Origin of the sequence: Klebsiella pneumoniae (genome assembly GCF_000742135.1) — a bacterium.
Taxonomy (GTDB): Bacteria; Pseudomonadota; Gammaproteobacteria; order Enterobacterales; family Enterobacteriaceae; genus Klebsiella; species Klebsiella pneumoniae.
Genome location: NZ_KN046818.1, coordinates 2,944,322 through 2,970,499 on the forward strand (window position 1 = coordinate 2,944,322; position 26,178 = coordinate 2,970,499).

At 58.4% G+C, this 26,178-nt stretch carries 26 protein-coding genes; 10 read left to right on the forward strand and 16 right to left on the reverse strand.

What is annotated here, in order from left to right; genetic code table 11:
• Window positions 1-123: 123 nt before the first annotated feature.
• Window positions 124-1,566 (forward strand): pyruvate kinase, encoded by a 1,443-nt coding sequence (pyk, locus tag DR88_RS11605; protein ID WP_002911440.1) that lies wholly within the window; start codon window positions 124-126, stop codon window positions 1,564-1,566.
• 40 nt (window positions 1,567-1,606) lie between these two features.
• Here pyk and lpxM read toward each other — a convergent pair whose 3' ends face one another.
• The 3 genes from lpxM to znuA form a co-directional block, all read right to left on the reverse strand.
• The gene (lpxM, locus tag DR88_RS11600; protein ID WP_002911442.1) at window positions 1,607-2,581 is read right to left on the reverse strand and encodes a lauroyl-Kdo(2)-lipid IV(A) myristoyltransferase; all 975 of its coding nucleotides are present in this window, start codon (window positions 2,579-2,581) and stop codon (window positions 1,607-1,609) included.
• Window positions 2,582-2,698: 117 nt separating this feature from the next.
• The gene (gene mepM / locus DR88_RS11595) at window positions 2,699-4,018 is read right to left on the reverse strand and encodes a murein DD-endopeptidase MepM (RefSeq protein WP_004148858.1); all 1,320 of its coding nucleotides are present in this window, start codon (window positions 4,016-4,018) and stop codon (window positions 2,699-2,701) included.
• Window positions 4,019-4,033: 15 nt separating this feature from the next.
• On the reverse strand, window positions 4,034-4,978 hold the full coding sequence (gene znuA, locus DR88_RS11590) for a zinc ABC transporter substrate-binding protein ZnuA (RefSeq protein ID WP_025860712.1): 945 nt from the start codon (window positions 4,976-4,978) through the stop codon (window positions 4,034-4,036).
• A 111-nt stretch (window positions 4,979-5,089) separates the two neighbouring features.
• Between znuA and znuC the strand changes: the two genes are divergently transcribed.
• Together znuC and znuB are read left to right on the forward strand one after the other, a co-directional pair.
• Complete coding sequence (gene znuC, locus DR88_RS11585) at window positions 5,090-5,809, forward strand: zinc ABC transporter ATP-binding protein ZnuC (protein WP_004197828.1); 720 nt, start codon at window positions 5,090-5,092, stop codon at window positions 5,807-5,809.
• Window positions 5,809-6,594, forward strand: a complete 786-nt coding sequence (znuB, locus tag DR88_RS11580; protein WP_025860714.1) for a zinc ABC transporter permease subunit ZnuB — start codon at window positions 5,809-5,811, stop codon at window positions 6,592-6,594. Before znuC ends, znuB begins: the two co-directional genes overlap by 1 nt.
• A 63-nt stretch (window positions 6,595-6,657) precedes the next feature.
• Here the strand turns inward: znuB and ruvB are convergent, their stop codons facing one another.
• From ruvB to aspS, 6 genes are all read right to left on the reverse strand, one after another.
• Window positions 6,658-7,668, reverse strand: coding sequence for a Holliday junction branch migration DNA helicase RuvB (gene ruvB / locus DR88_RS11575; protein WP_004148860.1), 1,011 nt, complete (start codon window positions 7,666-7,668; stop codon window positions 6,658-6,660).
• Between the two features lie 8 nt (window positions 7,669-7,676).
• The gene (gene ruvA / locus DR88_RS11570) at window positions 7,677-8,288 is read right to left on the reverse strand and encodes a Holliday junction branch migration protein RuvA (protein WP_002911454.1); all 612 of its coding nucleotides are present in this window, start codon (window positions 8,286-8,288) and stop codon (window positions 7,677-7,679) included.
• A gap of 79 nt (window positions 8,289-8,367) precedes the next feature.
• The gene (ruvC, locus tag DR88_RS11565; RefSeq protein WP_002911456.1) at window positions 8,368-8,889 is read right to left on the reverse strand and encodes a crossover junction endodeoxyribonuclease RuvC; all 522 of its coding nucleotides are present in this window, start codon (window positions 8,887-8,889) and stop codon (window positions 8,368-8,370) included.
• A gap of 34 nt (window positions 8,890-8,923) precedes the next feature.
• Entirely contained in the window at window positions 8,924-9,664 is a 741-nt protein-coding gene (locus DR88_RS11560) for a YebC/PmpR family DNA-binding transcriptional regulator (protein ID WP_002911459.1), read from the reverse strand.
• A gap of 27 nt (window positions 9,665-9,691) precedes the next feature.
• Window positions 9,692-10,135, reverse strand: coding sequence for a dihydroneopterin triphosphate diphosphatase (gene nudB, locus DR88_RS11555; RefSeq protein WP_002911477.1), 444 nt, complete (start codon window positions 10,133-10,135; stop codon window positions 9,692-9,694).
• A gap of 1 nt (window position 10,136) precedes the next feature.
• Window positions 10,137-11,924 (reverse strand): aspartate--tRNA ligase, encoded by a 1,788-nt coding sequence (aspS, locus tag DR88_RS11550; RefSeq protein WP_002911479.1) that lies wholly within the window; start codon window positions 11,922-11,924, stop codon window positions 10,137-10,139.
• A gap of 267 nt (window positions 11,925-12,191) precedes the next feature.
• Here aspS and DR88_RS11545 point away from each other — a divergent pair, with 267 nt between their 5' ends.
• Genes DR88_RS11545 through cmoB form a run of 5 tightly spaced genes read left to right on the forward strand, consistent with a single transcriptional unit; the run spans window position 12,192 to window position 15,805 of the window.
• Window positions 12,192-12,758, forward strand: coding sequence for a hydrolase (locus tag DR88_RS11545; RefSeq protein ID WP_002911481.1), 567 nt, complete (start codon window positions 12,192-12,194; stop codon window positions 12,756-12,758).
• The gene (locus DR88_RS11540) at window positions 12,755-13,573 is read left to right on the forward strand and encodes a DUF72 domain-containing protein (RefSeq protein ID WP_032443932.1); all 819 of its coding nucleotides are present in this window, start codon (window positions 12,755-12,757) and stop codon (window positions 13,571-13,573) included. Before DR88_RS11545 ends, DR88_RS11540 begins: the two co-directional genes overlap by 4 nt.
• A gap of 52 nt (window positions 13,574-13,625) precedes the next feature.
• On the forward strand, window positions 13,626-14,021 hold the full coding sequence (locus tag DR88_RS11535; RefSeq protein WP_002911484.1) for an MAPEG family protein: 396 nt from the start codon (window positions 13,626-13,628) through the stop codon (window positions 14,019-14,021).
• 39 nt (window positions 14,022-14,060) lie between these two features.
• The gene (gene cmoA / locus DR88_RS11530; protein WP_025860715.1) at window positions 14,061-14,804 is read left to right on the forward strand and encodes a carboxy-S-adenosyl-L-methionine synthase CmoA; all 744 of its coding nucleotides are present in this window, start codon (window positions 14,061-14,063) and stop codon (window positions 14,802-14,804) included.
• A complete protein-coding gene (cmoB, locus tag DR88_RS11525) occupies window positions 14,801-15,805 on the forward strand; it encodes a tRNA 5-methoxyuridine(34)/uridine 5-oxyacetic acid(34) synthase CmoB (protein ID WP_004148862.1) in 1,005 nt (334 codons plus the stop codon). Before cmoA ends, cmoB begins: the two co-directional genes overlap by 4 nt.
• Window positions 15,806-15,886: 81 nt before the next feature.
• Here cmoB and cutC read toward each other — a convergent pair whose 3' ends face one another.
• Together cutC and DR88_RS11515 are read right to left on the reverse strand one after the other, a co-directional pair.
• A complete protein-coding gene (gene cutC, locus DR88_RS11520) occupies window positions 15,887-16,636 on the reverse strand; it encodes a copper homeostasis protein CutC (protein WP_032443933.1) in 750 nt (249 codons plus the stop codon).
• 76 nt (window positions 16,637-16,712) lie between these two features.
• Window positions 16,713-17,282 (reverse strand): VOC family protein, encoded by a 570-nt coding sequence (locus DR88_RS11515; RefSeq protein WP_032443934.1) that lies wholly within the window; start codon window positions 17,280-17,282, stop codon window positions 16,713-16,715.
• 235 nt (window positions 17,283-17,517) lie between these two features.
• On the opposite strand from DR88_RS11515, the gene argS reads away from it, so the two are divergent.
• Window positions 17,518-19,251 carry an arginine--tRNA ligase gene (gene argS, locus DR88_RS11510; protein WP_004148863.1) on the forward strand — a complete coding sequence of 578 codons (1,734 nt, stop codon included), beginning with the start codon at window positions 17,518-17,520 and terminating at the stop codon, window positions 19,249-19,251.
• A gap of 61 nt (window positions 19,252-19,312) precedes the next feature.
• Here the strand turns inward: argS and bglB are convergent, their stop codons facing one another.
• Both bglB and DR88_RS11500 read right to left on the reverse strand, forming a co-directional pair.
• Window positions 19,313-20,452 (reverse strand): beta-galactosidase BglB, encoded by a 1,140-nt coding sequence (gene bglB / locus DR88_RS11505; RefSeq protein WP_004148864.1) that lies wholly within the window; start codon window positions 20,450-20,452, stop codon window positions 19,313-19,315.
• A 4-nt stretch (window positions 20,453-20,456) separates the two neighbouring features.
• On the reverse strand, window positions 20,457-22,040 hold the full coding sequence (locus tag DR88_RS11500) for an MFS transporter (RefSeq protein WP_004148865.1): 1,584 nt from the start codon (window positions 22,038-22,040) through the stop codon (window positions 20,457-20,459).
• 352 nt (window positions 22,041-22,392) lie between these two features.
• Here DR88_RS11500 and uspC point away from each other — a divergent pair, with 352 nt between their 5' ends.
• Complete coding sequence (gene uspC, locus DR88_RS11495; RefSeq protein ID WP_002911500.1) at window positions 22,393-22,821, forward strand: universal stress protein UspC; 429 nt, start codon at window positions 22,393-22,395, stop codon at window positions 22,819-22,821.
• 23 nt (window positions 22,822-22,844) lie between these two features.
• On the opposite strand, the gene otsA is transcribed toward uspC, so the two are convergent.
• The 3 genes from otsA to araH form a co-directional block, all read right to left on the reverse strand.
• Window positions 22,845-24,269 (reverse strand): alpha,alpha-trehalose-phosphate synthase, encoded by a 1,425-nt coding sequence (otsA, locus tag DR88_RS11490; RefSeq protein ID WP_004175414.1) that lies wholly within the window; start codon window positions 24,267-24,269, stop codon window positions 22,845-22,847.
• Window positions 24,244-25,032: a trehalose-phosphatase gene (otsB, locus tag DR88_RS11485; RefSeq protein WP_002911505.1), complete on the reverse strand. Its 789-nt coding sequence runs from the start codon at window positions 25,030-25,032 to the stop codon at window positions 24,244-24,246. The genes otsA and otsB overlap by 26 nt, the downstream gene beginning before the upstream one ends.
• Window positions 25,033-25,193: 161 nt before the next feature.
• Window positions 25,194-26,174, reverse strand: coding sequence for an L-arabinose ABC transporter permease AraH (gene araH / locus DR88_RS11480; RefSeq protein WP_002911507.1), 981 nt, complete (start codon window positions 26,172-26,174; stop codon window positions 25,194-25,196).
• Window positions 26,175-26,178: the final 4 nt, after the last annotated feature.

A 26,178-nucleotide genomic window follows, 5' to 3' on the forward strand; every position in this document is an offset into this window, starting at 1 on the left:
GTTGATAACAAGCAGTACCCCATTACACCTTCGATAACGATCCGGCTGTGCGACGTTGCAGGCTGGCGCTACCGAATCCATGTTCACGCAACACCAAAGTTGTATCAGTCAACGGAGTATTACATGTCCAGAAGGCTTCGCAGAACCAAAATCGTTACTACCTTAGGCCCGGCAACTGACCGCGATAACAACCTGGAAAAGGTTATCGCCGCGGGCGCAAACGTAGTACGTATGAACTTCTCTCACGGCACCCCGGAAGATCATCAGCTCCGTGCCGACAAAGTGCGTGAGATTGCGGCAAAACTGGGCCGTCATGTGGCCATCCTCGGCGACCTCCAGGGACCAAAAATTCGCGTATCGACCTTCAAAGAAGGCAAAATTTTCCTCAACGTCGGCGATAAATTCCTGCTCGACGCAAACCTTGGCAAAGGCGAAGGCGACAAAGAGAAAGTCGGGATCGACTATAAAGGCCTGCCGGCGGACGTCGTGCCGGGCGATATCTTATTGCTCGACGATGGTCGCGTGCAGCTGAAAGTCCTCGAAGTTCAGGGGATGAAAGTTTTCACTGAAGTGACCGTCGGCGGCCCGTTGTCCAACAACAAAGGGATCAACAAGCTGGGCGGCGGCCTGTCTGCCGAAGCGCTGACCGACAAAGATAAAGCTGATATCGTCACCGCCGCTAAAATCGGCGTCGACTACCTGGCCGTCTCTTTCCCGCGCTGCGGCGAAGACCTGAACTACGCCCGTCGCCTGGCGCGCGATGCCGGCTGCGATGCGAAAATCGTCGCCAAAGTTGAGCGTGCCGAAGCGGTTTGCGATCAGGATGCGATGGACGACGTGATCCTCGCCTCCGATGTGGTAATGGTTGCCCGTGGCGACCTCGGCGTCGAGATCGGCGATCCTGAGCTGGTGGGCATCCAGAAAGCGCTGATCCGTCGTGCCCGTCAGCTGAACCGTTCCGTCATTACCGCCACCCAGATGATGGAGTCGATGATCACCAACCCGATGCCGACTCGCGCGGAAGTGATGGACGTGGCCAACGCCGTGCTGGATGGTACCGATGCGGTGATGCTCTCCGCGGAGACCGCTGCCGGTCAGTATCCTTCGGAAACCGTGGCCGCGATGGCGCGCGTGTGTCTGGGCGCGGAAAAAATCCCTAGCCTCAACGTCTCCAAACACCGTCTGGACGTCCAGTTCGACAACGTGGAAGAAGCGATTGCCATGTCGGCGATGTATGCCGCCAACCACCTGAAAGGCATTACCGCCATCATCACCATGACCGAATCGGGCCGTACCGCGCTGATGACTTCGCGCATTAGCTCCGGTCTGCCGATTTTCGCCCTCTCCCGCCACGAGCGCACCCTGAACCTGACCGCCCTCTACCGCGGGGTGACGCCGGTGTTCTTCGACAGCCAGAATGACGGGGTGGCCGCCGCGCACGACGCCGTCAATCTGCTGCGGGACAAAGGCTATCTGGTCTCCGGCGACCTCGTGGTCGTGACCCAGGGTGACGTGATGAGCACCATCGGCAGCACCAACACCACCCGTATCCTCACCGTCGAGTAAGCACGGTAGAGATAAAAAAGCCTCCTGACGGAGGCTTTTTTTATTTCTTTTTCGGGAACAGCTCTTTGCGTTTATAGGGCTCGATTTCACCCGGCTTGCGCGTTTTCAGCAGCTTCAGGATCCAGGTATACTGCTCGGTGTGCGGCTTAACAAACACTTCCACTTCTTCGTTCATCCGCCGGGCGATGGTCGTATCGTCAGCGTCCAGCAGATCGTCCATCGGCGGGCGCACCAGCACCGTCAGGCGGTGCGTCTTGCTATCGTAGACCGGGAACAGCGGTACGACGCGGGCGCGGCACACTTTCATTAAGCGGCCAATCGCCGGCAGCGTGGCCTTGTAGGTAGCAAAGAAATCCACAAACTCGCTGTGTTCGGCGCCGTGATCCTGATCGGGCAGATAGTAGCCCCAGTAGCCCTGACGCACCGACTGAATAAACGGTTTGATCCCATCGTTGCGCGCGTGCATACGCCCGCCAAAACGACGACGCACGGTATTCCACACGTAATCGAACACCGGGTTACCCTGGTTATGGAACATCGCCGCCATCTTCTGCCCGCCGGAGGCCATCAGCATCGCCGGGATATCCACACCCCATGCATGCGGAACGAGAAAAATCACCTTCTCATTATTGCGCTGCATCTCGTCGATGATCGCTTTCCCCTGCCAGTCAACGCGGGCAAGGATTTTCTGCGGATCGCGCAGGCCCAGCTCGGCCATCATCACCATCGCCTGCGGCGCCGAGGCATACATGGCGTCGATGATCGCTTCCCGCTCGTACTCGCTTTTTTCCGGGAAGCAGTACAGCAAATTAATCTGCGCCCGGCGGCGCGAGCTTTTCGCCAGACGCCCTACCAGACGACCGAGTTTGCCGAGGAGCGGATCGCGAAAGGATGGCGGCGTCAGCGCAATACCGGCGAAGGCAAAGACCCCCAGCCAGGCGCCCCAGTAGCGCGGCAGTAAAAAGGATTTTTCAAACTTAGGGATAAACTCAATATTATTTTTTTTCGTTTCCATGCCCAATCCGCAGATCGACTGCTTAATCAAGATAATGGGATAGTGTAGCGAGACGTCGGGTATCCTACAAAAGAAAAAGCCGGCGCCCTGGGGCACCGGCTTTCCACTGACCGGTGGTTAGTCAAACCGCAGCTGCGGAACGACCTCTTTGACCTGCGCCAGATAGTCGGTCCGGTCGGAACCGCTCAGCCCTTCGGTACGCGGCAGCTTAGCCGTCAGCGGGTTGACCGCCTGCTGGTTGATCCACACTTCGTAGTGCAGGTGTGGCCCGGTAGAGCGTCCGGTATTCCCCGACAGCGCAATGCGATCCCCGCGCTTCACTTTCTGCCCCGGCTTCACTAACAGCTTACGCAGGTGCATGTAGCGAGTGGTATAGGTGCGGCCGTGGCGGATCGCGACGTAATACCCGGCAGCGCCGCTGCGTTTGGCCACGACTACTTCACCATCGCCCACCGCCAGCACTGGCGTTCCCTGCGGCATCGCGAAATCGACGCCACGGTGCGGCGCGACGCGGCCGGTGACCGGGTTCAGACGACGCGGATTAAAGTTAGAGGAGACGCGGAACTGACGCGCCGTTGGGAAGCGCATAAAGCCCTTCGCCAGACCCGTCCCGTTGCGGTCGTAGAATTTGCCGTCTTCGGCGCGGATGGCATAGTAATCCTTACCGTCAGAGCGAAGACGCACGCCGAGTAACTGGCTTTGCTCACGTTTGCCGTCGAGCATTTCGCGCGACATCAATACCGAGAATTCGTCGCCTTTCTTCAGCTTACGGAAATCCATCTGCCACTGCATGGCCTTGATCACCGCGCTGATTTCCGTGCTGGTCAGCCCGGCATCACGCGCGCTGGAGACAAAGCTGGCGCCGACGGTGCCCTTCAGCACGCTGTTGACCCAATCGCCTTTCTGCAGCTCGCTGCTCATTTTAAAACCGTTATCCACACGGGTATAGGTGCGGGTCTCGCGGCGGGACATCTCCCAGGTCAGGCTCTGCAGATCGCCGTCGGCGGTCAGGGTCCAGGAGAGCTGCTGGCCAATCTTCAGGTTGCGCAGCTCTTTATCGGCGGAGGAAAGCTGGGCGATATCGCCCATATCGATACCGTACTGGTTCAGAATACTGCTGAGCGTATCGCCGGTCGACACCACGTATTCGTGCCCGCCGGCATCGCTATCGGCTTTTTCGTCGAGCTCATCCTGAGGAATGGCTTCTTCTTCCTGCGGGGCCTGGTCGATCGGCTCGGAGGCTTCCGGCAGCAGGGAACGGATCTCGCTTTTTTCCAGTTCAATGGTTCTGACGATGGGGGCGGATTCCGGGTGGTAAATGTAGGGTCGCCAGACGGCGACCGCTAAGGTAAGAACGCTAAGCGACCCCAGCATGACGCGATGAGGTCGTGGCAGATTGTTGAATGCCTGAGTGACAGCGCGGGCTATCTGTTGCACGTATTCACTTCCTCGTTAATCTCCTTTCAGGCAGCTCGAATACTGATTCGCCAGTTGGGTGAGGAATTGCGGGTAACTCGTTTTACCCAGCGTAATTCCTGTCCCCAGTGGATCCAGGGTCCCCATGCGCACAGACGTGCCCCGGGCAACAGCTTCGATAACCGCTGGCCTGAACTGTGGCTCAGCAAAAACGCAAGTGGCTTTCTGCTCAACCAGTTGTGTTCTGATTTCGTGTAAACGCTGCGCACCGGGCTGTATTTCAGGGTTGACGGTAAAGTGCCCCAGCGAGGTCAAACCGTAGTGTTTTTCAAAGTAACCGTAGGCGTCATGAAAAACGAAATAGCCCTTCCCTTTCAGCGGTGCCAGCTCATTGCTCACCTGCTTGTCGGTCGCCGCCAGCGCGGTCTCGAACTGCTGCAGGTTGCTGTCGAGTTTGGCTCGACTCTGCGGCATAAGTTCCAATAATTTATCGTGGATTGCAAACGCCGAAAGCCGCGCTATCTCTGGGGATAACCACAGATGCATATTGTAAATACCGTGATGGTGATCGCCGTCACCTTTTTCTGCTGCGCCATGGCCATGACCATGGTGATCGTCATCGTCGTCCGCCCCGGTGATGAGCAGCGGTTTGACCCCATCCAGCTCGGCAATCGTCACCTTTTTATTCGCCGCAATGCTTTGCGTCGACTTATCCATAAAGGCTTCCATTTCCGGACCAATCCACACCACTAAGTCTGCGTTCTGTAAGCGTTTTACATCAGAAGGACGGAGGGAATAATCATGCTCGGAGGCGCCATCGGGCAGCAGCACCTGGGTCTCGGTCACCCCATCGGCGATGGCCGCCGCAATAAAGCCCAGCGGTTTCATAGAAGTCACCACGGCGGCGCTGGCCAGCGGTACCTGCGCGAACAAAAAAACAGCGCCAAGTCCAGCGCAAAGAAGCGTATTTTTATGTAACATAATGCGTCTAGTCATCGAAATAAGTGAGTGTGATGTGATATTATAACATTCACTAGCTTGTGCAACCCCTAAATTACTATGACAAACCTTGTAACGCTGGAAAATGTCTCGGTGGCCTTTGGCCAACGCCGCGTGTTGTCTGACATCTCGCTGGCTCTCACGCCAGGCAAAATCTTAACCCTGCTGGGCCCCAACGGCGCCGGCAAATCGACCCTTGTGCGGGTGGTTCTCGGGCTGGTAGCACCGACAGAGGGTGTTATCAAGCGTGACGCACGCCTGCGCATCGGCTATGTGCCGCAGAAACTGCATCTGGACGCCACGCTGCCGCTGACCGTTAGCCGCTTCCTGCGTTTGCGCCCGGGCACCCGTAAAGACGACATCCTGCCGGCGCTGAAGCGCGTGCAGGCGGGGCATCTGATCGATGCGCCGATGCAAAAGCTCTCCGGCGGCGAAACGCAGCGCGTACTGCTGGCCCGCGCCCTGCTCAACCGTCCGCAGCTGCTGGTGCTGGATGAACCGACCCAGGGTGTTGACGTCAACGGCCAGGTGGCGCTCTACGATCTTATCAACCAGCTGCGCCATGAACTGGACTGCGCGGTGCTAATGGTATCCCACGATCTGCATCTGGTGATGGCCAAAACCGACGAAGTTTTGTGCCTGAACCAGCATATCTGCTGCTCTGGCGCACCGGAGGTGGTCTCCATGCACCCGGAGTTTATCTCCATGTTCGGCCCGCGCGGCGCGGAACAGCTGGGGATATACCGCCACCACCATAATCACCGCCACGACCTTCAGGGGCGAATTGTACTGCGTCGGGGAAACAGCCGCTAATGATTGAACTTCTGTTACCTGGCTGGCTTGCCGGGATGATGCTGGCCTGCGCCGCTGGTCCGCTGGGCTCCTTTGTGGTCTGGCGCCGCATGTCTTATTTCGGCGACACGCTGGCGCATGCGTCTCTGCTCGGCGTCGCTTTCGGTTTATTGCTTAACGTCAATCCGTTCTATGCGGTGATCGCCGTGACCCTGCTGCTGGCTGGCGGGCTGGTGTGGCTGGAAAAACGACCGCATCTGGCGATCGATACCCTGCTGGGCATCATGGCGCACAGCGCGCTGTCCCTGGGGCTGGTGGTGGTCAGTCTGATGTCTAACGTCCGCGTCGATCTGATGGCGTATCTGTTCGGCGATCTGCTGGCGGTTACGCCGCAGGACCTGATCGCCATTGCCACTGGCGTGGTGATTGTGATTGGCATTCTGCTCTGGCAGTGGCGGAATCTGCTGGCGATGACCATCAGTCCGGACCTGGCGTTTGTCGACGGCGTGAAGCTGCAGCGGGTCAAGCTGCTGTTGATGCTGGTCACCGCCCTGACTATCGGCGTGGCGATGAAGTTCGTCGGGGCGCTGATCATTACTTCCCTGCTGATTATCCCGGCCGCCACCGCCCGCCGTTTTGCCCGTACGCCGGAGCATATGGCCGCCGTGGCGGTGGGCGTGGGCATGCTGGCCGTTACCGGCGGGTTAACCTTCTCGGCTTTCTATGATACCCCGGCCGGGCCGTCGGTGGTGCTCTGCGCCGCGGTGCTGTTTATTCTCAGCATGACGAAAAAAGCCGCCAGCTGAAAATGAAAAAGCCCGGTCACGCTGCTGACCGGGCTTCACCATGAACTGCTCAACCGCAACGCGCTACGGCATTTCCGGCGGCGTAATCCCGAAATGATTCCAGGCGCGCACCGTCGCCATTCTTCCCCGCGGCGTACGCTGCAGAAAGCCCTGCTGAATTAAGTAGGGCTCCAGTACATCTTCAATGGTTTCCCGCTCTTCGCCAATCGCGGCGGCGAGGTTATCCAGCCCCACCGGGCCGCCAAAGAACTTATCTATCACCGCCAGCAGCAGCTTACGGTCCATATAGTCGAACCCTTCCGCATCGACGTTAAGCATATCCAGCGCCTGGGCGGCAATATCGGCGGAGATGGTGCCGTCGTGGCGCACTTCCGCAAAGTCACGCACCCGGCGCAGCAGACGGTTGGCAATACGCGGCGTGCCGCGTGAACGGCGGGCTACTTCCAGCGCGCCCTCGTCGCTCATCTCCAGCCCCATATGGCGGGCGCTGCGGCTGACAATATGCTGCAGATCGGGGATCTGATAGAACTCCAGACGCTGCACGATGCCAAAGCGGTCGCGCAGCGGCGAGGTCAACGAACCGGCGCGGGTGGTGGCGCCGATCAGGGTAAACGGCGGCAGATCGATCTTGATGGAACGCGCCGCGGGACCTTCGCCAATCATAATATCCAGCTGGTAGTCTTCCATTGCCGGATAGAGCACCTCTTCCACCACCGGCGAGAGGCGATGGATCTCATCGATAAACAGAACATCGTGCGGTTCGAGGTTGGTGAGCATCGCGGCGAGATCGCCCGCCTTCTCCAGCACCGGGCCGGAGGTGGTACGCAGATTCACCCCCATTTCATTGGCGACGATATTGGCCAGGGTGGTTTTCCCCAACCCTGGCGGGCCAAAAATCAGCAGGTGATCGAGGGCGTCGCCGCGCAGCTTCGCCGCCTGGATAAAGATCTCCATCTGCGAACGCACCTGCGGCTGGCCGACATACTCTGCCAGCAATTTTGGGCGGATGGCGCGGTCAGCGGCCTCTTCAAAGCCGCTGCTGTCTGCCGATACCAGCCGGTCTGCTTCAATCATCCCTTACCTCACAACGCAGCGCGCAGCGCTTCGCGAATTAGCGTTTCACTGTTGGCGTCCGGACGCGCGATCTTGCTGACCATCCGGCTGGCCTCCTGCGGTTTATAGCCCAGCGCGACCAGCGCGGCAACCGCTTCCTGCTCGGCATCGTCCGCCGTTGGGCCTGCCGGCGAGGTCAGCACCAGATCGGCCGCCGGGGTGAACAGGTCGCCGTGCAGCCCTTTGAAGCGGTCTTTCATCTCAACGATCAGACGTTCAGCGGTTTTTTTGCCAATCCCCGGCAGCTTCACCAGCGAGGCGACCTCTTCCCGTTCAACGGCGTTGACGAACTGCTGCGCCGACATGCCGGAGAGGATCGCCAGCGCCAGCTTGGGCCCCACGCCGTTGGTTTTAATCAGCTCTTTAAACAGGGTACGTTCCTGTTTGTTGTTAAACCCATACAGCAGCTGGGCATCTTCACGCACCACAAAGTGGGTGAAGACGATCGCCTCCTGCCCGGCCTCCGGCAGCTCATAGAAGCAGGTCATTGGCATATGCACTTCATAGCCGACGCCCGCCGTTTCCAGCAACACCAGCGGGGGTTGTTTTTCGAGAATGATGCCTCTGAGTCTGCCTATCACGTGGGGCTCCTGCGTTATGGTCTAAGTATCTGGCGGTATCATAAAAAAAGGCTGGATAGATATCCAGCCTGATTTGCGATTATCGTAAGCGCCCCCGCGCCAGATTGAGCCGGGTCTCGCTGATCTGAGCGGCATTCTGGCTGACATGGCAATGGGTGATGGCGATCGCCAGCGCATCCGCCGCATCCGCCTGCGGATTGGCGGGCAGCTTGAGCAAGGTGCGCACCATATGCTGGACCTGGCTCTTTTCGGCGCTGCCAATCCCGACCACGGTCTGCTTGACCTGACGGGCGGCGTATTCAAACACCGGCAGCGCCTGATTGGTCGCCGCCACGATCGCCACCCCGCGCGCCTGCCCGAGCTTTAACGCCGAGTCGGCATTCTTGGCCATAAAGACCTGCTCAATGGCGAAATAGTCGGGCTGGAACTGGGTGATGATCTCCGTCACCCCGGCGTAGATCAGCTTCAGCCGCGACGGCAGATCGTCCACTTTGGTGCGGATGCATCCGCTGCCCAGGTAACTCAGCTGCCGCCCAACCTGGCGGATCACGCCATAACCGGTAACGCGCGACCCCGGGTCAATGCCGAGAATAATAGCCATCACGCGCCTCCGGTTAACCGTGGATGCGGCTGCATCACAGGGTGGCTGCGACCTCGTCGGAGATCTCGCCGTTATGGTACACTTCCTGCACGTCGTCGCAGTCTTCGAGCATATCGATCAGACGCAGCAGCTTCGGCGCCGTCTCGGCATCCATATCCGCTTTGGTGGACGGAATCATTGAGACTTCGGCAGCGTCGGCTTTCAGGCCGGCGGCTTCCAGCGCGTCGCGCACAGCGCCCATCTCTTCCCAGGCGGTGTAGACGTCGATGGCGCCGTCGTCATAGGTCACCACGTCTTCTGCGCCTGCTTCCAGCGCCGCTTCCATGATAGTGTCTTCATCGCCTTTCTCGAAGGAGATAACGCCTTTCTTGCTGAACAGGTAGGAGACGGAACCGTCGGTGCCGAGGTTACCCCCGGTTTTGGTGAAGGCGTGACGCACTTCCGCAACGGTACGGTTACGGTTGTCGGACAGACATTCCACCATCACCGCGGTGCCGCCAGGGCCGTAACCTTCATAAATGATGGTTTCCATGTTCGCGTCTTCATCGCCGCCGACGCCGCGCGCGATGGCGCGGTTCAGGGTGTCGCGAGTCATGTTGTTAGACAGCGCTTTATCAACGGCCGCACGCAGACGCGGGTTGGAAGCCGGATCGCCACCGCCCAGACGCGCGGCGGTGACCAGCTCGCGAATGATTTTCGTAAAGATTTTACCGCGTTTGGCATCCTGTGCCGCTTTGCGGTGTTTGGTGTTGGCCCATTTACTATGACCTGCCATAAAAAACTCTCCAAAAAGCGCGCCCTTTCAGGCGGCGTTAATTACAAATTCTTCAATCGCCTGCCGGTTGCTCCACGACTTGGTCAGCGCAGCGGCTTCCGTCGCGCTGACCCAGCGATAGGCCAGATGTTCGGTGAAAGTAATCTCCCGCTCATGAGGCAGCGCAAGACAGAACCAGAATTCCGTATTGCGCTCTACACCCGGCGCATAGCGATGACGCAAATGGGAAAATATCTCGAACTCCACCGTGCGCTGACAGTCGATTAAGGTCAGTTGCTCGCAGGCAACGTCAATGGCGACCTCTTCCTTTACTTCACGCGCGGCGGCCTGCAGCGCGGTCTCTCCAGCTTCCAGGCTGCCGGTGACCGACTGCCAGAACGCGGGATCGTCGCGCCGCTGCAACATCAGCACCCGTTTCGTATCTTCGGCGTAAATGACCACCAGCACCGAAACGGGCAGCTTAAATGACATATTACTTGTTCTCCAGAGACGCTTTTGCCTCTTTCTCCACAACCTGAATACCCAGTTCACCGAGCGCCGCCGGATTGGCGAAGCTTGGCGCTTCGGTCATCAGGCAGGCGGCCGCGGTGGTTTTCGGGAAAGCGATAACGTCGCGGATGTTATCGGTACCGGTCAGCAGCATGGTCAGACGGTCAAGACCGAAGGCCAGACCTGCATGCGGCGGCGTACCGTACTTCAGCGCATCCAGCAGGAAGCCGAATTTCTCACGCTGTTCCTGTTCGTTAATGCCCAGAATACCAAATACGGTCTGCTGCATCTCGCCGCGGTGGATACGCACCGAACCGCCGCCGACTTCATAACCGTTAATGACCATATCGTAGGCGTTGGCCACAGCCTCTTCCGGCGCGGCTTTCAGCTCATCCGCGGTCATATCTTTCGGCGAGGTGAACGGATGGTGCATCGCCGTCAGGCCGCCTTCGCCGTCGTCTTCGAACATCGGGAAGTCGATCACCCACAGCGGCGCCCATTTGCTCTCGTCAGTCAGACTCAGGTCTTTACCCAGCTTCAGACGCAGCGCGCCCAGCGCGTCGGCCACTACTTTCTTGTTGTCGGCGCCGAAGAAGATCATGTCTCCATCCTGCGCGCCGGTGCGGTCAAGGATCGCTTCCACGATTTCAGCGGTCAGGAATTTGGCCACCGGGCTGTTGATCCCGTCCATGCCTTTGGCACGCTCGGTCACTTTAATATAGGCCAGCCCTTTCGCGCCGTAGATCTTCACAAAGTTGCCGTATTCGTCAATCAGCTTGCGGGTCAGAGAGGCCCCGCCCGGGACGCGCAGGGCCGCCACGCGCCCTTTCGGATCGTTGGCCGGGCCGGCAAAGACCGCGAATTCCACAGACTTCAGCAGGTCGGCGACGTCCACCAGCTCCATCGGGTTACGCAGATCCGGTTTATCGGAGCCATAGCGACGTTCGGCTTCGGCGAAGGTCATGATCGGGAACTCGCCCAGGTCGACGCCTTTCACTTCCAGCCACAGCTGACGCACCATCGCCTCCATGATCTCACGCACCTGCGGCGCGGTCATAAAGGAGGTTTCCACGTCGATCTGGGTGAATTCAGGCTGACGGTCGGCACGCAGGTCTTCATCGCGGAAACATTTAACGATCTGATAGTAGCGGTCGAAGCCGGACATCATCAGCAGCTGTTTGAACAGCTGCGGCGACTGCGGCAGCGCGTAGAATTTGCCTTTGTGCACGCGGGAAGGCACGAGGTAATCGCGGGCGCCTTCCGGGGTGGCTTTAGTCAGCATCGGGGTTTCGATGTCGAGGAAGCCATGGTCGTCCATAAAGCGGCGCACAAAGCTGGTAATTTTCGCGCGGGTTTTCAGGCGCTGCGCCATCTCCGGACGACGCAGGTCGAGGTAGCGGTATTTCAGACGCGCTTCTTCGGTGTTGACGTGATTGGAGTCCAGCGGCAGCGATTCTGAGCGGTTAATGATCGTCAGATCGGAAGCCAGCACTTCGATAGCGCCGGTGGCCATGTCCGCGTTGATGTTTTTCTCTTCACGCGCGCGAACGGTGCCAGTGACCTGAATGCAGAACTCATTACGCAGTTCAGAGGCTAACTTCAACGCATCCGCACGATCCGGATCGAAAAACACCTGAACGATGCCTTCGCGGTCGCGCATATCGATAAAAATGAGGCTACCGAGATCACGACGGCGGTTGACCCAACCACACAGAGTCACCTGCTGCCCAACGTGGGACTGTCGAAGCTGTCCGCAATATTCTGTACGCATGAGATATCCCTTAACTTAGCCGTCGGCGGATTGTCGTCTGCCCTGCAGGCGACGAGGTCGCAGCTTTAGCTGATGTCACAACTGAATGAAAAAAGGCGGCTATTATACTGGAAATTCTGTCGTTCGATAAGTCCGACGCACGATGTACGCTGCTTTGCTGCGCGCTTAACGTCCACACTCACATAAATTAACAAAATTTGTTACTCTTTTGCTGAAGCCGCAAAGGTATTGTAGCCGCCTGACAACAGATGAAGATACGGGGATACCATGTTAGAACTCAATGCAAAAAACACGGCGCTGGTGGTAATCGATCTGCAGGAAGGCATTCTGCCTTTCGCCGGCGGCCCGCATCGGGCTGACGAGGTGGTGGCGCGCGCCGCTCGCCTGGCAGACAAGTGCCGGCAACAGGGTTCGCCGGTCATCATGGTCCGCGTGGGCTGGTCGGCCGATTTCGCCGAAGCGCTGAAACAGCCTGTCGACGCTCAGGCCGGGGCGCATACGCTGCCCGAAAACTGGTGGACCTACCCGGCCACGCTGGGTAAGCAGGAGAGCGATATCGAAGTGACCAAACGCCAGTGGGGCGCGTTCTATGGCACCGACCTTGAGCTTCAGCTGCGCCGCCGCGGGATCGACACCATCATTCTCTGCGGCATCTCCACCAACATCGGCGTCGAATCCACCGCCCGCAACGCCTGGGAGCTGGGTTTTAACCTGGTCATCGCTGAAGATGCCTGCAGCGCCGCCTCCGCCGAACAGCATCAGAGCAGCATGACGCATATTTTCCCGCGCATCGGCCGGGTGCGCAGTACCGAGGAGATCCTCACGGCGCTATGATTTATATTGGGCTTCCCCAGTGGTCGCACCCGAAATGGGTGCGCCTTGGCATCACCAGCCTTGAAGAGTACGCCCGCCACTTTAACTGCGTGGAGGGCAACACCACCCTGTATGCGCTACCAAAGCCGGAGATTGTCGCCCGCTGGTACGAACAGACCCACGATGACTTCCGCTTCTGCTTCAAATTCCCGGCCACCATCTCGCACCAGGCCGCCCTGCGCCATTGCGACGAGTTAAGCAGCGAATTTTTTGCCCGCCTGGCGCCGCTGGCCTCGCGCATCGGCCAGTACTGGCTGCAGCTGCCGGCGACGTTCGGTCCTCGCGATCTCCCCGCGCTATGGCATTTTCTCGACGGACTGCCGAAAGATTTCTCCTACGGCGTCGAAGTTCGTCATCCCGAGTTTTTCGCCAAAGGGGAAGCGGAACAGCAGCTCAACCGCGGGCTGCACGAGCGTAACGTCAACCGCGTGATCCTCGACAGCCGCCCGGTCCATAGCGCTGCGGCCACCAGTCCGGCGATGATCGATGCCCAACAAAAGAAACCGAAGGTGCCGGTACATGCGGTGATGACCGCCCGGCAGCCAATGGTGCGCTTTATCGGCGGTGACGATATGGCCCATAACCGGGAACTGTTTCGCGTCTGGCTTCAGACCCTGGCGAAGTGGCATCAGTCGGGGACCCCGTGGTTGTTCCTGCATACCCCGGACATTGCTTTCGCCCCGGCGCTGGTGGATACCCTGTGGGGTGACCTGCGCGCTGCCCTGCCGGCGGCAGGAAATGCGCCGTCGATTCCGCAGCAATCTTCTCTTTTCTGATATCCTGCTATCATATCCGGAGCCATCTGCCAGAGTTAAAGGGAGTTTTCGTATGGTCAGCGCGCTGTATGCCGTTTTAGGTGCGTTATTGTTAGTGAAGTTCTCATTTGACGTGGTGCGTCTGCGCACCCAATACCATGTAGGCTACGGTGACGGCGGCTTTAGCGAGCTGCAGGTTGCCATCCGCGTTCACGGCAATGCCGTCGAATATGTGCCGATTGGCCTCATTTTGCTGTTATTTATGGAGATGAACGGCGCTCAGACCTGGATGGTGCACGTTTGCGGGATTTTATTGATTGTCGGGCGACTGATGCACTCCTGGGGCTTTCATCACCGCGTCTACTACTGGCGCCGCTCCGGCATGAGCGCCACCTGGTGCGCGTTGTTGCTAATGGTGCTGGCCAATCTTTGGTATATGCCCTGGGAGTTGGTTTTCTCCCTCCGTTAGCGCACAATACGCCGTTTTCGTTTTTTCGGGTTTAACGTTATGTCTCACCGCGATACGCTTTTTTCCGCGCCGATTGCCAGCCTCGGCGACTGGACCTTTGATGAACGGGTTGCTGAAGTCTTCCCCGATATGATCCAGCGTTCTGTGCCCGGCTACTCCAATATCATCTCGATGATCGGCATGCTGGCCGAGCGCTTCGTTCAGCCCAACACTCAGGTTTACGATCTTGGCTGTTCGCTGGGCGCCGCCACCCTCTCCGTGCGCCGCAATATTAGCCATCCGGGCTGCCGCATTATCGCCATCGATAACTCTCCCGCGATGGTGGAGCGCTGCCGTCGCCATATTGACGCTTATAAAGCGCCGACGCCGGTCGAAGTGATTGAAGGGGATATCCGCGACGTGACCATTGAAAACGCCTCGCTGGTGATCCTGAACTTTACTATTCAGTTCCTTGAGCCGGGCGATCGCCAGGCGATCCTCATTAAAGTCTATCAGGGGCTGAATCGGGGCGGCGCGCTGGTGCTCTCGGAAAAATTCAGCTTCGAAGACGCCCACGTTGGCGAACTGTTGTTCAATATGCATCATGACTTTAAGCGCGCCAACGGCTACAGCGAACTGGAGATCAGCCAGAAACGCAGCATGCTGGAAAATGTGATGCTGACGGACTCTGTCGAAACCCATAAAGCCCGCCTGCGTCAGGCTGGGTTTGAACATGCCGAACTGTGGTTCCAGTGCTTTAACTTTGGCTCGCTGGTGGCCGTGAAAGCCGGGGAGCAGGCATGATCGACTTCAGTAACTTCTATCAGCTGATCGCCAAAAGCCCGCTGTCTCACTGGCTGGAGACGCTGCCTGCCCAGGTAGCCGCCTGGCAGCGCGATGCCCTGCACGGCAAGTTTCGTGAATGGGAGCGCGCCGTAGAATTTCTGCCGGAGCTAACGCCCTGGCGTCTGGATCTTCTGCACAGCGTCACCGCCGAGAGCGAAACGCCGCTCAGCGAAGGCCATCAGCGGCGGATCGAAAATCTGCTTAAAAACCTGATGCCGTGGCGCAAAGGCCCTTATTCGCTGTACGGCATCAATATCGATACCGAATGGCGATCCGACTGGAAATGGGAGCGCGTTCTGCCGCACCTGTCCGATCTCACTGGCCGGACTATCCTCGACGTGGGCTGCGGCAGCGGCTATCACATGTGGCGGATGATCGGCGCCGGCGCACATCTGGCGGTCGGTATCGATCCCACCCAGCTGTTCCTGTGCCAGTTTGAAGCGGTGCGTAAGCTGCTCGGTAACGACCAGCGGGCGCATTTGCTGCCGCTGGGCATCGAGCAGCTGCCGGCGCTGGAGGCCTTCGACACCGTGTTCTCGATGGGCGTGCTCTACCACCGCCGCTCGCCGCTGGACCATCTGTGGCAGCTGAAAGATCAGCTGGCGCCAGGGGGCGAGCTGGTGCTGGAGACGCTGGTGGTTGAAGGAGATGAAAATACGGTGCTGGTACCGGGCGACCGCTATGCGCAAATGCGCAACGTCTATTTTATCCCCTCGGCGGCGGCCCTGAAATTGTGGCTGGAGAAGTGCGGGTTTATTGACGTGCGCATCGTCGACGCCTGCGTCACCTCGACAGAGGAGCAGCGACGCACCGAATGGATGACGACCGAATCGCTGGCCGATTTCCTCGACCCACAGGATCAGCGCAAAACGGTGGAAGGCTATCCGGCGCCATTACGAGCTGTGATCATTGCCACCAAACCGGAAACCCAGCAGTCGCTGGCGAAAAAAGCGAGATAAAAAAAGGCCCCTGTTTAATGGGCAGGGGCCTGGTACGGGCAATCATCATATTGGGCGACATGATGTGCAGCAAAAAACCGTTTAACTTCTCCAGGCGGAGATAATCCTTTTCATCTCCGCCACCGCTGCGCCATTCACGGCGTAGCGTCTGTATTCATCGGCATCGGGATCGGGATCGGCTGACATCGAAACGCCCGGATGACGAAAGCGCATTTCCGACGGCAACCAGTGGCCAGCGGAGCTATGGACCTCTTTCACCCCCGCCTGCAGAAACAGCGGCAGGTTCGCGGCGCGGACTCCCGCACCGGCCATAATGATTGGAGTATCCCCTGCGGCAATAAGTTCCGTAATTAATGAAATACCTTTCTCCGCCGAGGATTGCTGACCGGAAGTCAGGATACGTTTGACCCCCAGCGTCCCCAGCGTTTTCCAGGCCTGACGCGGGTCGGCGCACAGATCGAACGCGCGATGAAAGGTCACCGCCAGCGGCCCCGCCGCGGCCATTATTTTTTTCATCCGCGGGATATCGATCTGGCCATCAGCATCCAGCACGCCGGTCACCAGCCCGGGAAAGCCCAGATCCCGCACCATGCAAATATCGTTAAGCATCGCGGCGAACTCTTCCTCGGTGTAGCAGAAATCGCCGCCGCGCGGGCGAACGATCGGATGCACCGGGAGAGTAATCGCCTCGCGGGCCGAGACCAGCACCCCATAAGAGGGGGTTAATCCCCCTTCCTGCGGCGCGGCGCAGAGCTCAATACGATCGGCGCCGCAGCGCTCAGCCTCCCGGGCGCACGCCATGCTGTAGCAACACACTTCCAGTACCGCCATTCCTCTCTCCCTGATCCAGACAACCTTTGCAGCATGTCACAATTTCACGCGGCAGACGCCGCGCGGCTTCACACTGTTACGTATCGGCTTGCTCGCTGGCGACGATTTGTTCAATAGACCACGGATGAAATTTGACCGTCACGCTGCCGTCGGTCACCGCCAGGGTAGGATTCGGCAGGCGCTCATGCTCCCCTTTCGGCGAGCTGGTTTTGACCACGATCCCCGGCTGGCTGAGTCCGTCATCGGCCAGCAGCGCCAGCGCGCGGGCATTTAAGGTTGCCGGATCGCCGGGCAGGATGATTTCGATATGCTCCCAGCCTTCATGGGGATAACGCTTTTCACCCGGCCACGGCAGCTCAACGATATGGAAGCGCCAGTGCGCCACGCAGACCGGCTCCGCCAGTTTGAACAGGCAAATGGGCCGGCCGTTGATCATATTCTCCGACAGCAGGGTGCCGCACTGCTCCAGACCGCGGCGCCAGCGTTCCGCAGTGGTATTCTGATGACAGCGCAGGGAGATATGGTCGGCGTCGAGCCCGGCGATCTCCAGTCCCAGTCGCGCAGTGAAGCGCTGAAGCGCATCGGAAAATCGCGGGAGATCCGCCGTAATATCGGCCAGTTGTTCATTTTGCTGCCAGTTTGCCATGGGTTTGCTCGTCAATAATGCTCGTCAGTAATGAAAAGGTAATTTACCGTGTTTCGGCCTGCGGACCAACCGCCGCCCCGCTGATGGGCAACTGACCGGCGATGGATTGCGCACGCCGGCGCGCCGCGCGCAATGCTGACGGACGGGGACAAATGCAGTATACTCCCGCCCTAATTTGTCCACATTATGGCGCCGCCTCCCTCGGGGGCAGGCGCATTACACGTAAGGTATTCCGGTGAATATTCAGGCTCTTCTCTCAGAAAAAGTCAGCCAGGCCCTGATCGCGGCAGGCGCGCCTGCCGATTGCGAACCCCAGGTCCGCCAGTCAGCAAAAGTTCAGTTCGGCGACTATCAGGCCAACGGCGTGATGGCTGTCGCCAAAAAGCTGGGTATGGCGCCGCGACAACTTGCAGAGCAGGTACTGTCTCATCTTGACCTCAACGGCATTGCCAACAAGGTTGAAATCGCCGGGCCGGGCTTTATCAATATTTTCCTCGACCCCGCGTTTCTGGCGGACAACGTCAACCGCGCGCTGCAGTCTGAGCGCCTGGGCGTCACGAAACCACAGGCGCAGACTATCGTCGTCGACTACTCGGCACCCAACGTAGCGAAAGAGATGCACGTCGGCCATCTGCGTTCGACCATCATTGGCGATGCTTCAGTCCGTACCCTGGAGTTCCTGGGTCATAAGGTGATCCGCGCCAACCACGTCGGCGACTGGGGCACCCAGTTCGGGATGCTGATCGCGTATCTGGAAAAACAGCAGCAGGAAAACGCCGGCGAAATGGCCCTGGCCGACCTCGAAGGTTTCTATCGCGAAGCGAAAAAGCACTATGACGAAGACGAAGCCTTCGCCGAGCGCGCGCGCAGCTACGTGGTTAAGCTGCAGGGTGGTGATGAGTACTTCCTGCAGATGTGGCGTAAGCTGGTCGACATCACCATGTCGCAGAACCAGATCACCTACGATCGCCTGAACGTCACCCTGACCCGCGATGACGTGATGGGTGAGAGCCTGTACAACCCGATGCTGCCGGGGATCGTCGCCGATCTGAAAGCCAAAGGGCTGGCGGTTGAGAGCGAAGGCGCTACCGTGGTCTTCCTTGATGAGTACAAAAACAAGGAAGGCGAACCGATGGGCGTCATCATCCAGAAAAAGGATGGCGGCTACCTCTATACCACCACCGATATCGCCTGTGCGAAGTATCGCTATGAAACGCTGCACGCCGACCGCGTGCTCTACTACATCGACTCTCGTCAGCACCAGCACCTGATGCAGGCGTGGACCATCGTGCGCAAGGCAGGCTACGTGCCGGACTCCGTGCCGCTGGAGCACCATATGTTCGGTATGATGCAGGGGAAAGACGGCAAGCCGTTTAAAACCCGAGCCGGCGGTACCGTGAAGCTGGCGGATCTGCTGGACGAAGCGCTGGAGCGCGCCCGTCGCCTAGTGGCCGAGAAGAACCCGGATATGTCGGCTGACGAGCTGGAAAATCTGGCGAAAGTGGTGGGTATCGGCGCGGTTAAATATGCCGACCTGTCGAAAAACCGCACCACCGACTACGTCTTCGACTGGGATAATATGCTGGCGTTCGAAGGCAACACCGCGCCGTATATGCAGTATGCCTATACCCGCGTGCTCTCCGTGTTCCGCAAAGCCGGCATCGACGAAAACGCGATGATCGACGCGCCGGTGGTCATCGCCGAAGATCGCGAAGCTCAGCTGGCCGCGCGCCTGCTGCAGTTTGAAGAGACCCTCTCCGTGGTCGCTCGCGAAGGGACGCCGCACGTTATGTGCGCCTACCTCTACGATCTGGCGGGCCTGTTCTCCGGCTTCTACGAGCACTGCCCGATCCTCAGCGCGGAAAGCGAAGAGACCCGCAACAGCCGTCTGAAGCTGGCGCTGCTCACGGCGAAAACCCTCAAGCTGGGTCTCGATACCCTCGGTATCGAAACCGTCGAGCGTATGTAACAAGCAACCCGGCGAAAGCCGGGTTAGTTTTATTCGGCGCCTCGCCAGCGGGGCGCCCTGCTCAGAAGTACTTGCGTAGATACTCCGTCAGACAAAGGATCGCCATCGCCTGACCGTAGGGCATCGAGGTAAGCGGGATCTGGCGATAAAAGTCGAGGTCTGACCCCATCCCGGTGCCAAATGAGGTCTGCAGCAGCTCCCCCTGCGGCGAAATATTCTGCACAATTCCGCGAATCGCTTTTTCAGCCACCCCGGCGTAGTGCTGCCCGACGTAACGCTTGCGCACCGCTTTGAGAATCCCGTAGGCAAAGCCGGCGGTCGCCGAGGCCTCAAGATAAGAGTGCGGGTCGTCCAGCAAGGTATGCCACAGGCCGCTGTCGTCCTGGCATTTTGCCAAGGCGGCAATCTGTGCGTCGAGGACTGTAATCAGATAGCGCCGTACCGCGTTCCCCTCGGGGAGATCCACCAGTTCCAGAAAATCCGGGATCACCATGGTGAGCCAGCTGTTGCCCCGCGCCCAACGCGCCCGGGCAAAGTTATGCCGCCCCTCATAGTTCCAGCCGTGAAACCACAGCCCGGTCTCCCGGTCCATCAGGTTCTGCACATGGAGCAGGAACTGGTAGGTTGCCTCCTCCACATACTGGGGGCGGTTAAGCAGCTTGCCAATTTTGGCTAACGGCAACACGGTCATCATCAGCGTATCATCCCACATTTGCTGATGGTTCTCCTCCGCCAGAGTCATGTGCTGCATACCGCCCTGCTCGGTGCGCGGTATCTCGTGCATCGCCCACTCCGCCCAGCTCTCCAGCCACGGCAGATACGCCATACGGCCGGTCTCTTCAAAGCGGTAAGCCAGGGTCAGAAACGGGGCCATAGTATTAACGTTTTTGGTCGTTGCCCCCTCGGCGAAGCGGTCGGCAAACCAGCGATCGATGATATCACGCATCTCGATATCGCCGGTTTGCTGGTAATACTGATAGATGCCGTACAGCCCAACGCCGTGGGTCCACTCCCAGCCGGCCCAGCCTTTGGTATCGATCACGCGCCCGTCATCCAGGCGTAGTAAAAATTGCCCGCTCTCATCCTTAATATTCACCAGGTTTTGCGTCACGTTGCGGATCAGCGCCTGCAGTTCGCTACGGGCGATAAAACGCTCAGGCTGACGCAGTAATGGGCTATGTTTGACCGGCCAAACTTTCATGTTGTTAACCTCGGGTATATGTCGAATTCAAAGCGCCGCCCTTAATGAGCGCCGGGGCAGCAGGTTTATGACGATTCAGATAGCCAATATTGTTATTGCCCCACAGACAGTCGTAAGGCATCCCCGCCAGCAGCTCGACCACCGCGCGGTGTTCCGCACTGGTCTGTTCCGACTGAGCGTAGCCGAGCTCGCGCATTCTGAGGGTCTCGCTGCGCAGGACGCTGTGGGTGCGCAGGTTGAGCTTGAAGCGCAGCGAGACGAGGAAGCCGCAGGCTAACACCACCAGAGTGCCGACGCTGAGGATCAGCAGAATGGTATGGCTGACCCCTTCAGGCTGTATTTTTTGCCCGGAAACAAACCCCGACAACTGCATAATGATCCCCACCAGCATCACCGCCCCCGCCTGCGAGGCTTTGCGGGTCAGAGTCATGATGCCGGCAAAAATCCCCTCCCGGCGCTGGCCGGTGATCGCTTCGTCGACGTCGGCAATATAGGTGTAGGTATTCCACGGTACGTAATTTATCCCGCCGCGTCCCAGTCCGGCGACAGCAGAGATGAGCAGCAATAAGGAATAGACGTCGCTCAGTCCGGCGTAATAGAGCAGCGCGTAGGAGAGTGAGCTCAGGCCAAACAGGACCACCACCATGCGGTACGACGGCGCGGGGCCAAAACGAATGCACAGCGGGATCATGGCGATTACTGCAATAAACTGGAAGATGGCCATCGTCCCCAGCAGGTTCGAGGCGACGGCGGCTTCCTGCATCAGAACAAAGACCACGTAATAGGTAAACACGGCATTGAAGACGTCCTGGGCGATATAGCCCCCCAGATACATGCCGAGGTGCTGGCGGAAAATTTTTATCCGCAGCGTAGAACTCAGCTCAATCACCAGGCGATTGAGGCTCTGAGCAAGGGTTAAGTTTTGTTTTTCCGCTTCCGCCCGCAGGGCCGCTTCCGACCACGCCTCCCGCGGTCGTTCCCAGGTGAAACACCAGACCAGAGTCAGCATCACCGCGCACAGCACCGAGAACACCAGACTGGCATAGAAGAACGAGCTGGCATTATCTTTGCCGAGCCAGGAGAGAAGGATCCCCGGCAGGAAGGAGGCTAAAATCGCCGACATCTGCGCCATCGAAATGCGCGCGCCGGAGAATTTGGTTTTCTGTTTAAAGTCATCGGTCATCTCCGGCACCAGCGTCTCATAGGGCACCAGAATCATGGTATAGACCATATCAAACAGCAGATAGGTCGCCAGGTAGTACCAGAAGCCCATCTCGCCGACCCACATCGCTGAATAGCTGAATACGCAGGGGATGCCGAGCAGAATAAAGAATTTTCTGCGGCCGAAGCGCTTACCAAGCCAGGTGGTGCCAAAGTTATCGGTGAGAAAGCCCATCAGCGGGCTTACCACCGCGTCCAGCACGCGGGCGGCAGCAAAAATAAGCGTGGCCTCAATCGGGGTCAGTCCGCAAAAGGTCGTGTAAAAGTAGAGCAGCCATGCGGCGGTTAGCGCCGTCGTGCCGGCGCCGAGAAAATCGCCCGCGCCGTAGGCCAGATAGTTAGCCAGTCCAATTTTTCGTGTTTTCATCGCCGTGATCCTGTGTCTTTTTTTAAAAGAACGCCGACAATCGTTCCGGATTTGCCACCGGAAGGGAGTGGGTACCTGGCTACACTAAAAGCTGTGAAAGGAGGTTACCTTTGTACTTTTGCCACGGAACAGTCGCCGGTGGCAAAATGACAAAGAGATGACGTCGCCACTTCACTCATTTATAAAACAGCATTTCTTTTTAATCAAAAGACAGGTTCATTGATGTGATCTGGCTGGAAGGTCGCCGACTAACGAACAGGCTCGCAAATCCCGGGATCGGCACTTGCGCAGTCGGGGAAACAGGAGTAAAGAATGGAAGAAAGGGTTATTCCGCGTATCTCAAGGAGGCCAGATGCCTTATACCCATCTGCTGGTTGCCGTCGCGCCAACGCCGGAGAGTCAGGTATTAATTAAAAAAGCGGTGTCGATAGCCCGCCCCGTTAACGCGAAGGTGAGCTTAATCACTCTCGCTACGGATCCGGAGCTGTATAACCAGTTCGCCGCACCGATGATGGAAAATCTGCGCGAAGTGATGCAGGAAGAGACGCGGGAGTTTCTCAATGAGCTGGCTCGCCACGCGGACTACCCAATAGAAAGAATGACCATCGCCTGCGGCGAGCTAGGCCATCATATTAAGGACTTCTGCCGGTCGCACCGTGTTGATCTGGTGATCTGCGGCAATCACAACCATTCCCTCTTCTCACGCGCCACCTGCTCGGCGAAAAGTATCGTCGGCAGCTGCGGCGTTGATGTGCTGTTGGTTTCCCTTGAAAAGGGCTAACGCCGGTTAGCCCTTTTCCTGAACTAGGCCAGTTTAGGGAAGGTGGCTATCTTCCCCCGCAGACGGCTCTCCTCGCTGCGCGGTGAAATATGCTGCAGATCCTCGACAAAGCGCGCCTGCCAGTTATGAATATCATTTTCTCTGATCACGTCCAGCATCGCTGAATGACGGGCGATACGTTCCGCCAGCGGCATGCTGAGCGCGCGATCCAGCGCGGCGGCAACCTCGTCGCGATCGTAAGGATTGACGATCAGGGCGCTGGTCAGCTCCTGCGCCGCCCCGGCAAACTGCGACAGGACCAGTACGCCAGGGTTATCCGGATCCTGCGCCGCGACGTACTCCTTCGCCACAAGGTTCATACCATCGCGTAGCGGCGTCACCAGCCCGACGTCAGAGTAGCGGAAGACCTTCATCAGCAGCTTACGATCAAAATGCTGGTTCAGATAGTAGAGCGGTGTCCAGCCAAGCTGACCAAACTGTCCGTTGATGCGTCCGGCTGCGGTTTCCAGCTGGTGGCGGATATCCTGATAGGCCTGCACATCGCCGCGGGAGGTCGGCGCGATCTGGGTATAACGGATTTTGCCGTGGTGCTGAGGGTACTTCTCGAGCAGCGTCTCGTAGGCGAGGAATCGCTCCGGCAACCCTTTCGAATAGTCAAGACGCTCCACGGAGAAGATATTCTTCACATTTTTCAGCTCGTTCTTCAGCTGGGCCAGCTTCGGCGGCAGCGGACCTTTAGCGTTGCGCGTAATTTCGTCCGGATCGATCCCTATCGGATAAACCTCGGTACTGAACGCCTTACCCCATGCCTGATAGCGTTTATCGCCGAGGTCGGATAGGCGAGTCTGCATAGCAATGCTGTCGAGAAAAGCGGTTCTGTCGCTTTCGGTCTGGAAGCCCAGCAGATCGTAATCGCACAGTTGCTCCAGCAGCTCAGCGTGCGGCGGCAGAGCGTTAAAAATCTCCGGCGTCGGGAACGGAATATGTAAGAAAAACCCGATGCGATTATTCACTCCGCGCTTACGCAGCTCGCTGGCGAAGGGCAGAAGATGGTAATCATGGATCCACAGCGTATCGTCTGGCTCAATCAGCGGTAGAAGCTTGTCCGCCAGCATGGCGTTAACCCGCAGATATCCCTCCCAGGCTTCGCGCTGAAAGCTGACCAGATCAAGGCGATAGTGGAAAGCCGGCCACAGCACGGCGTTAGAGAACTGGTTGTAGTATTCATCATGGTCCCGTTCATTAAGGTTGAACGACGCCCATGAAATATTCCCGCGGGAGACCTGCTTGAGCGGCTGCTGGTCATCGCCAATCTCGCCGCTCCAGCCAAACCACAGACCCCCCGCCGCTCTCAGTGCCCCCAGGATGCCGACGGCCAGACCGCCAGCGCTCGATTTTTTATCGTCCGGTAAGGCGATACGGTTAGAGACTACGACTAAACGACTCATGGTCATCCCTCCTTTCGGTTTGCGCGTCATACGCCAGATGTTGCAACCACGTCCTTACAGCGGCGGCATCCGCCAACCGCCAATGCGCCTGAGTTTCCCCGGCGCCAACTTTTACCGACATTCCCTGCAGTTGATTAACGACGCTGAATCCCGCCTCGTCGGTCAAATCATCGCCGACAAAAACCGGTTCGCGGCCGGCGAATGGCGCCTCCTGCATGAACGCGGTAATCGCCTCCCCTTTGTTGACGCCGCGGGGTTTAATCTCCACCACGCACTTGCCAAGCTGTAACGCCAGCAGCGGATAGCGCTGAACAATCCGCTGCGCCAGCTCCAGCACGGCGCTCTGCTGCTGCGGGGCCTGGCGATAGTGGAGCGCGAAAGCCATCTCTTTACTCTCCAGCTCACATCCCGGGAGCGCTTCCAGCGCCGACGTCAGCTCAGCCGCGATCTCATCGCGCAGCGCTGTCGGCAGAGAGACGATGTAGGTTTTACCATTGATATCACGGCGCTCGGCCCCGTGAACGCCGGCCAGCGGTAGCCGCCAGGGATGGGTTAGCGCGTCAAGTTCAGCCATTGAGCGCCCTGAAATCAATGCCACCGCGCCCCCCTGCTGCTGGGCCAGCGCATTGAGCGCCTGCAGCGTGCTGTCGGGTATCACCACCTGATCGGGGTGCGGCTGGATATCGGCAAGAGTACCGTCGAGGTCAAAGAAAAAAGCGTAGTTTCCGGTTAGCGCAGGCGGTACAGATATCTGGTTATCCACCCTGTTTCCTCCTTATCATGGCCAGCCGAAGCTGGTTGTTAATTATATGTGAGCCATGTAAGTATAGACAGTGTGACCAACCTCGCCATTTTTGATAGTTACCGCCAGCGAAACGGGCGCTGGCGGCAATTACTCTGTAAACTAAAAAGTTGGGTTAAAATTCAGGCCGCACGTTTGGCTTTTTGTTTGTAGCGGTCGAAGATCACCGCCGCCAGCAGGATCACCCCGCGCACGACGTATTGTGAGAATGGCGAGATATTCAGCAGGTTCATCGCATTTTCCACGGTTCCGAGGATCAGGATCCCGGCCACCACGTAGGAGATCTTGCCGATCCCGCCCTTCAGCGACACCCCGCCCAGCACGCAGGCCGAAATAACAATCAGCTCATAGCCAATCGAGGTCATCGGCTGGCCGCTGGTCATGCGCGACGCCAGAATGATCCCCGCTGCGGCCGATACCAGACCGGAGAGCACAAAGATAATAATCTTGGTGCGCACCACCGGGACGCCGGCCAGGCGCGCCGCCTCTTCATTGCCGCCAATAGCCAGCGTATTACGGCCAAAGGTGGTTTTGTTTAGTAATAATCCGAAAACCACCAGGCAGGCGACGGTCAGCCAGATCGGCGCCGGCAAACCAAACCAGTTGGCATAGCCGAGGGTGAAGAAACGTTCATCTTCGATCCCCACCGCTTTGCCGTCGGAGATAATATAGGCCAGGCCGCGGACAATCTGCATGGTGGCCAGCGTGGTGATCAGCGCGTTGATCTTAAGGCGCGCAATGACAAAGCCGTTAACCAGGCCACTAAGCGCCCCCAGCAACAGGCCTGCGGCGATCCCCAGCCACAGGCTTTCGCTGAGATTAATCACCACCGCGGTGGTGACCCCGGCGCAGGCGATAACCGACGCCACCGACAGGTCAAAATCGCCGGAGGCCAGGCAAAACAGCATGCCGCAGGCCACCATCCCGGACATCGAGATCGCCAGCCCCAGCCCTTTCATATTGACGAATGAAGCAAAGTTGGGCACAAAAATCACACAGCCGATAAACAGCACCGCAAACACCACCAGCATGCCAAACTGATCCCAGATGCGGGCAAAGCTAAAGGTTGAGCGGGTAGCCCCGGACGTAGTCACTGATGACATCATT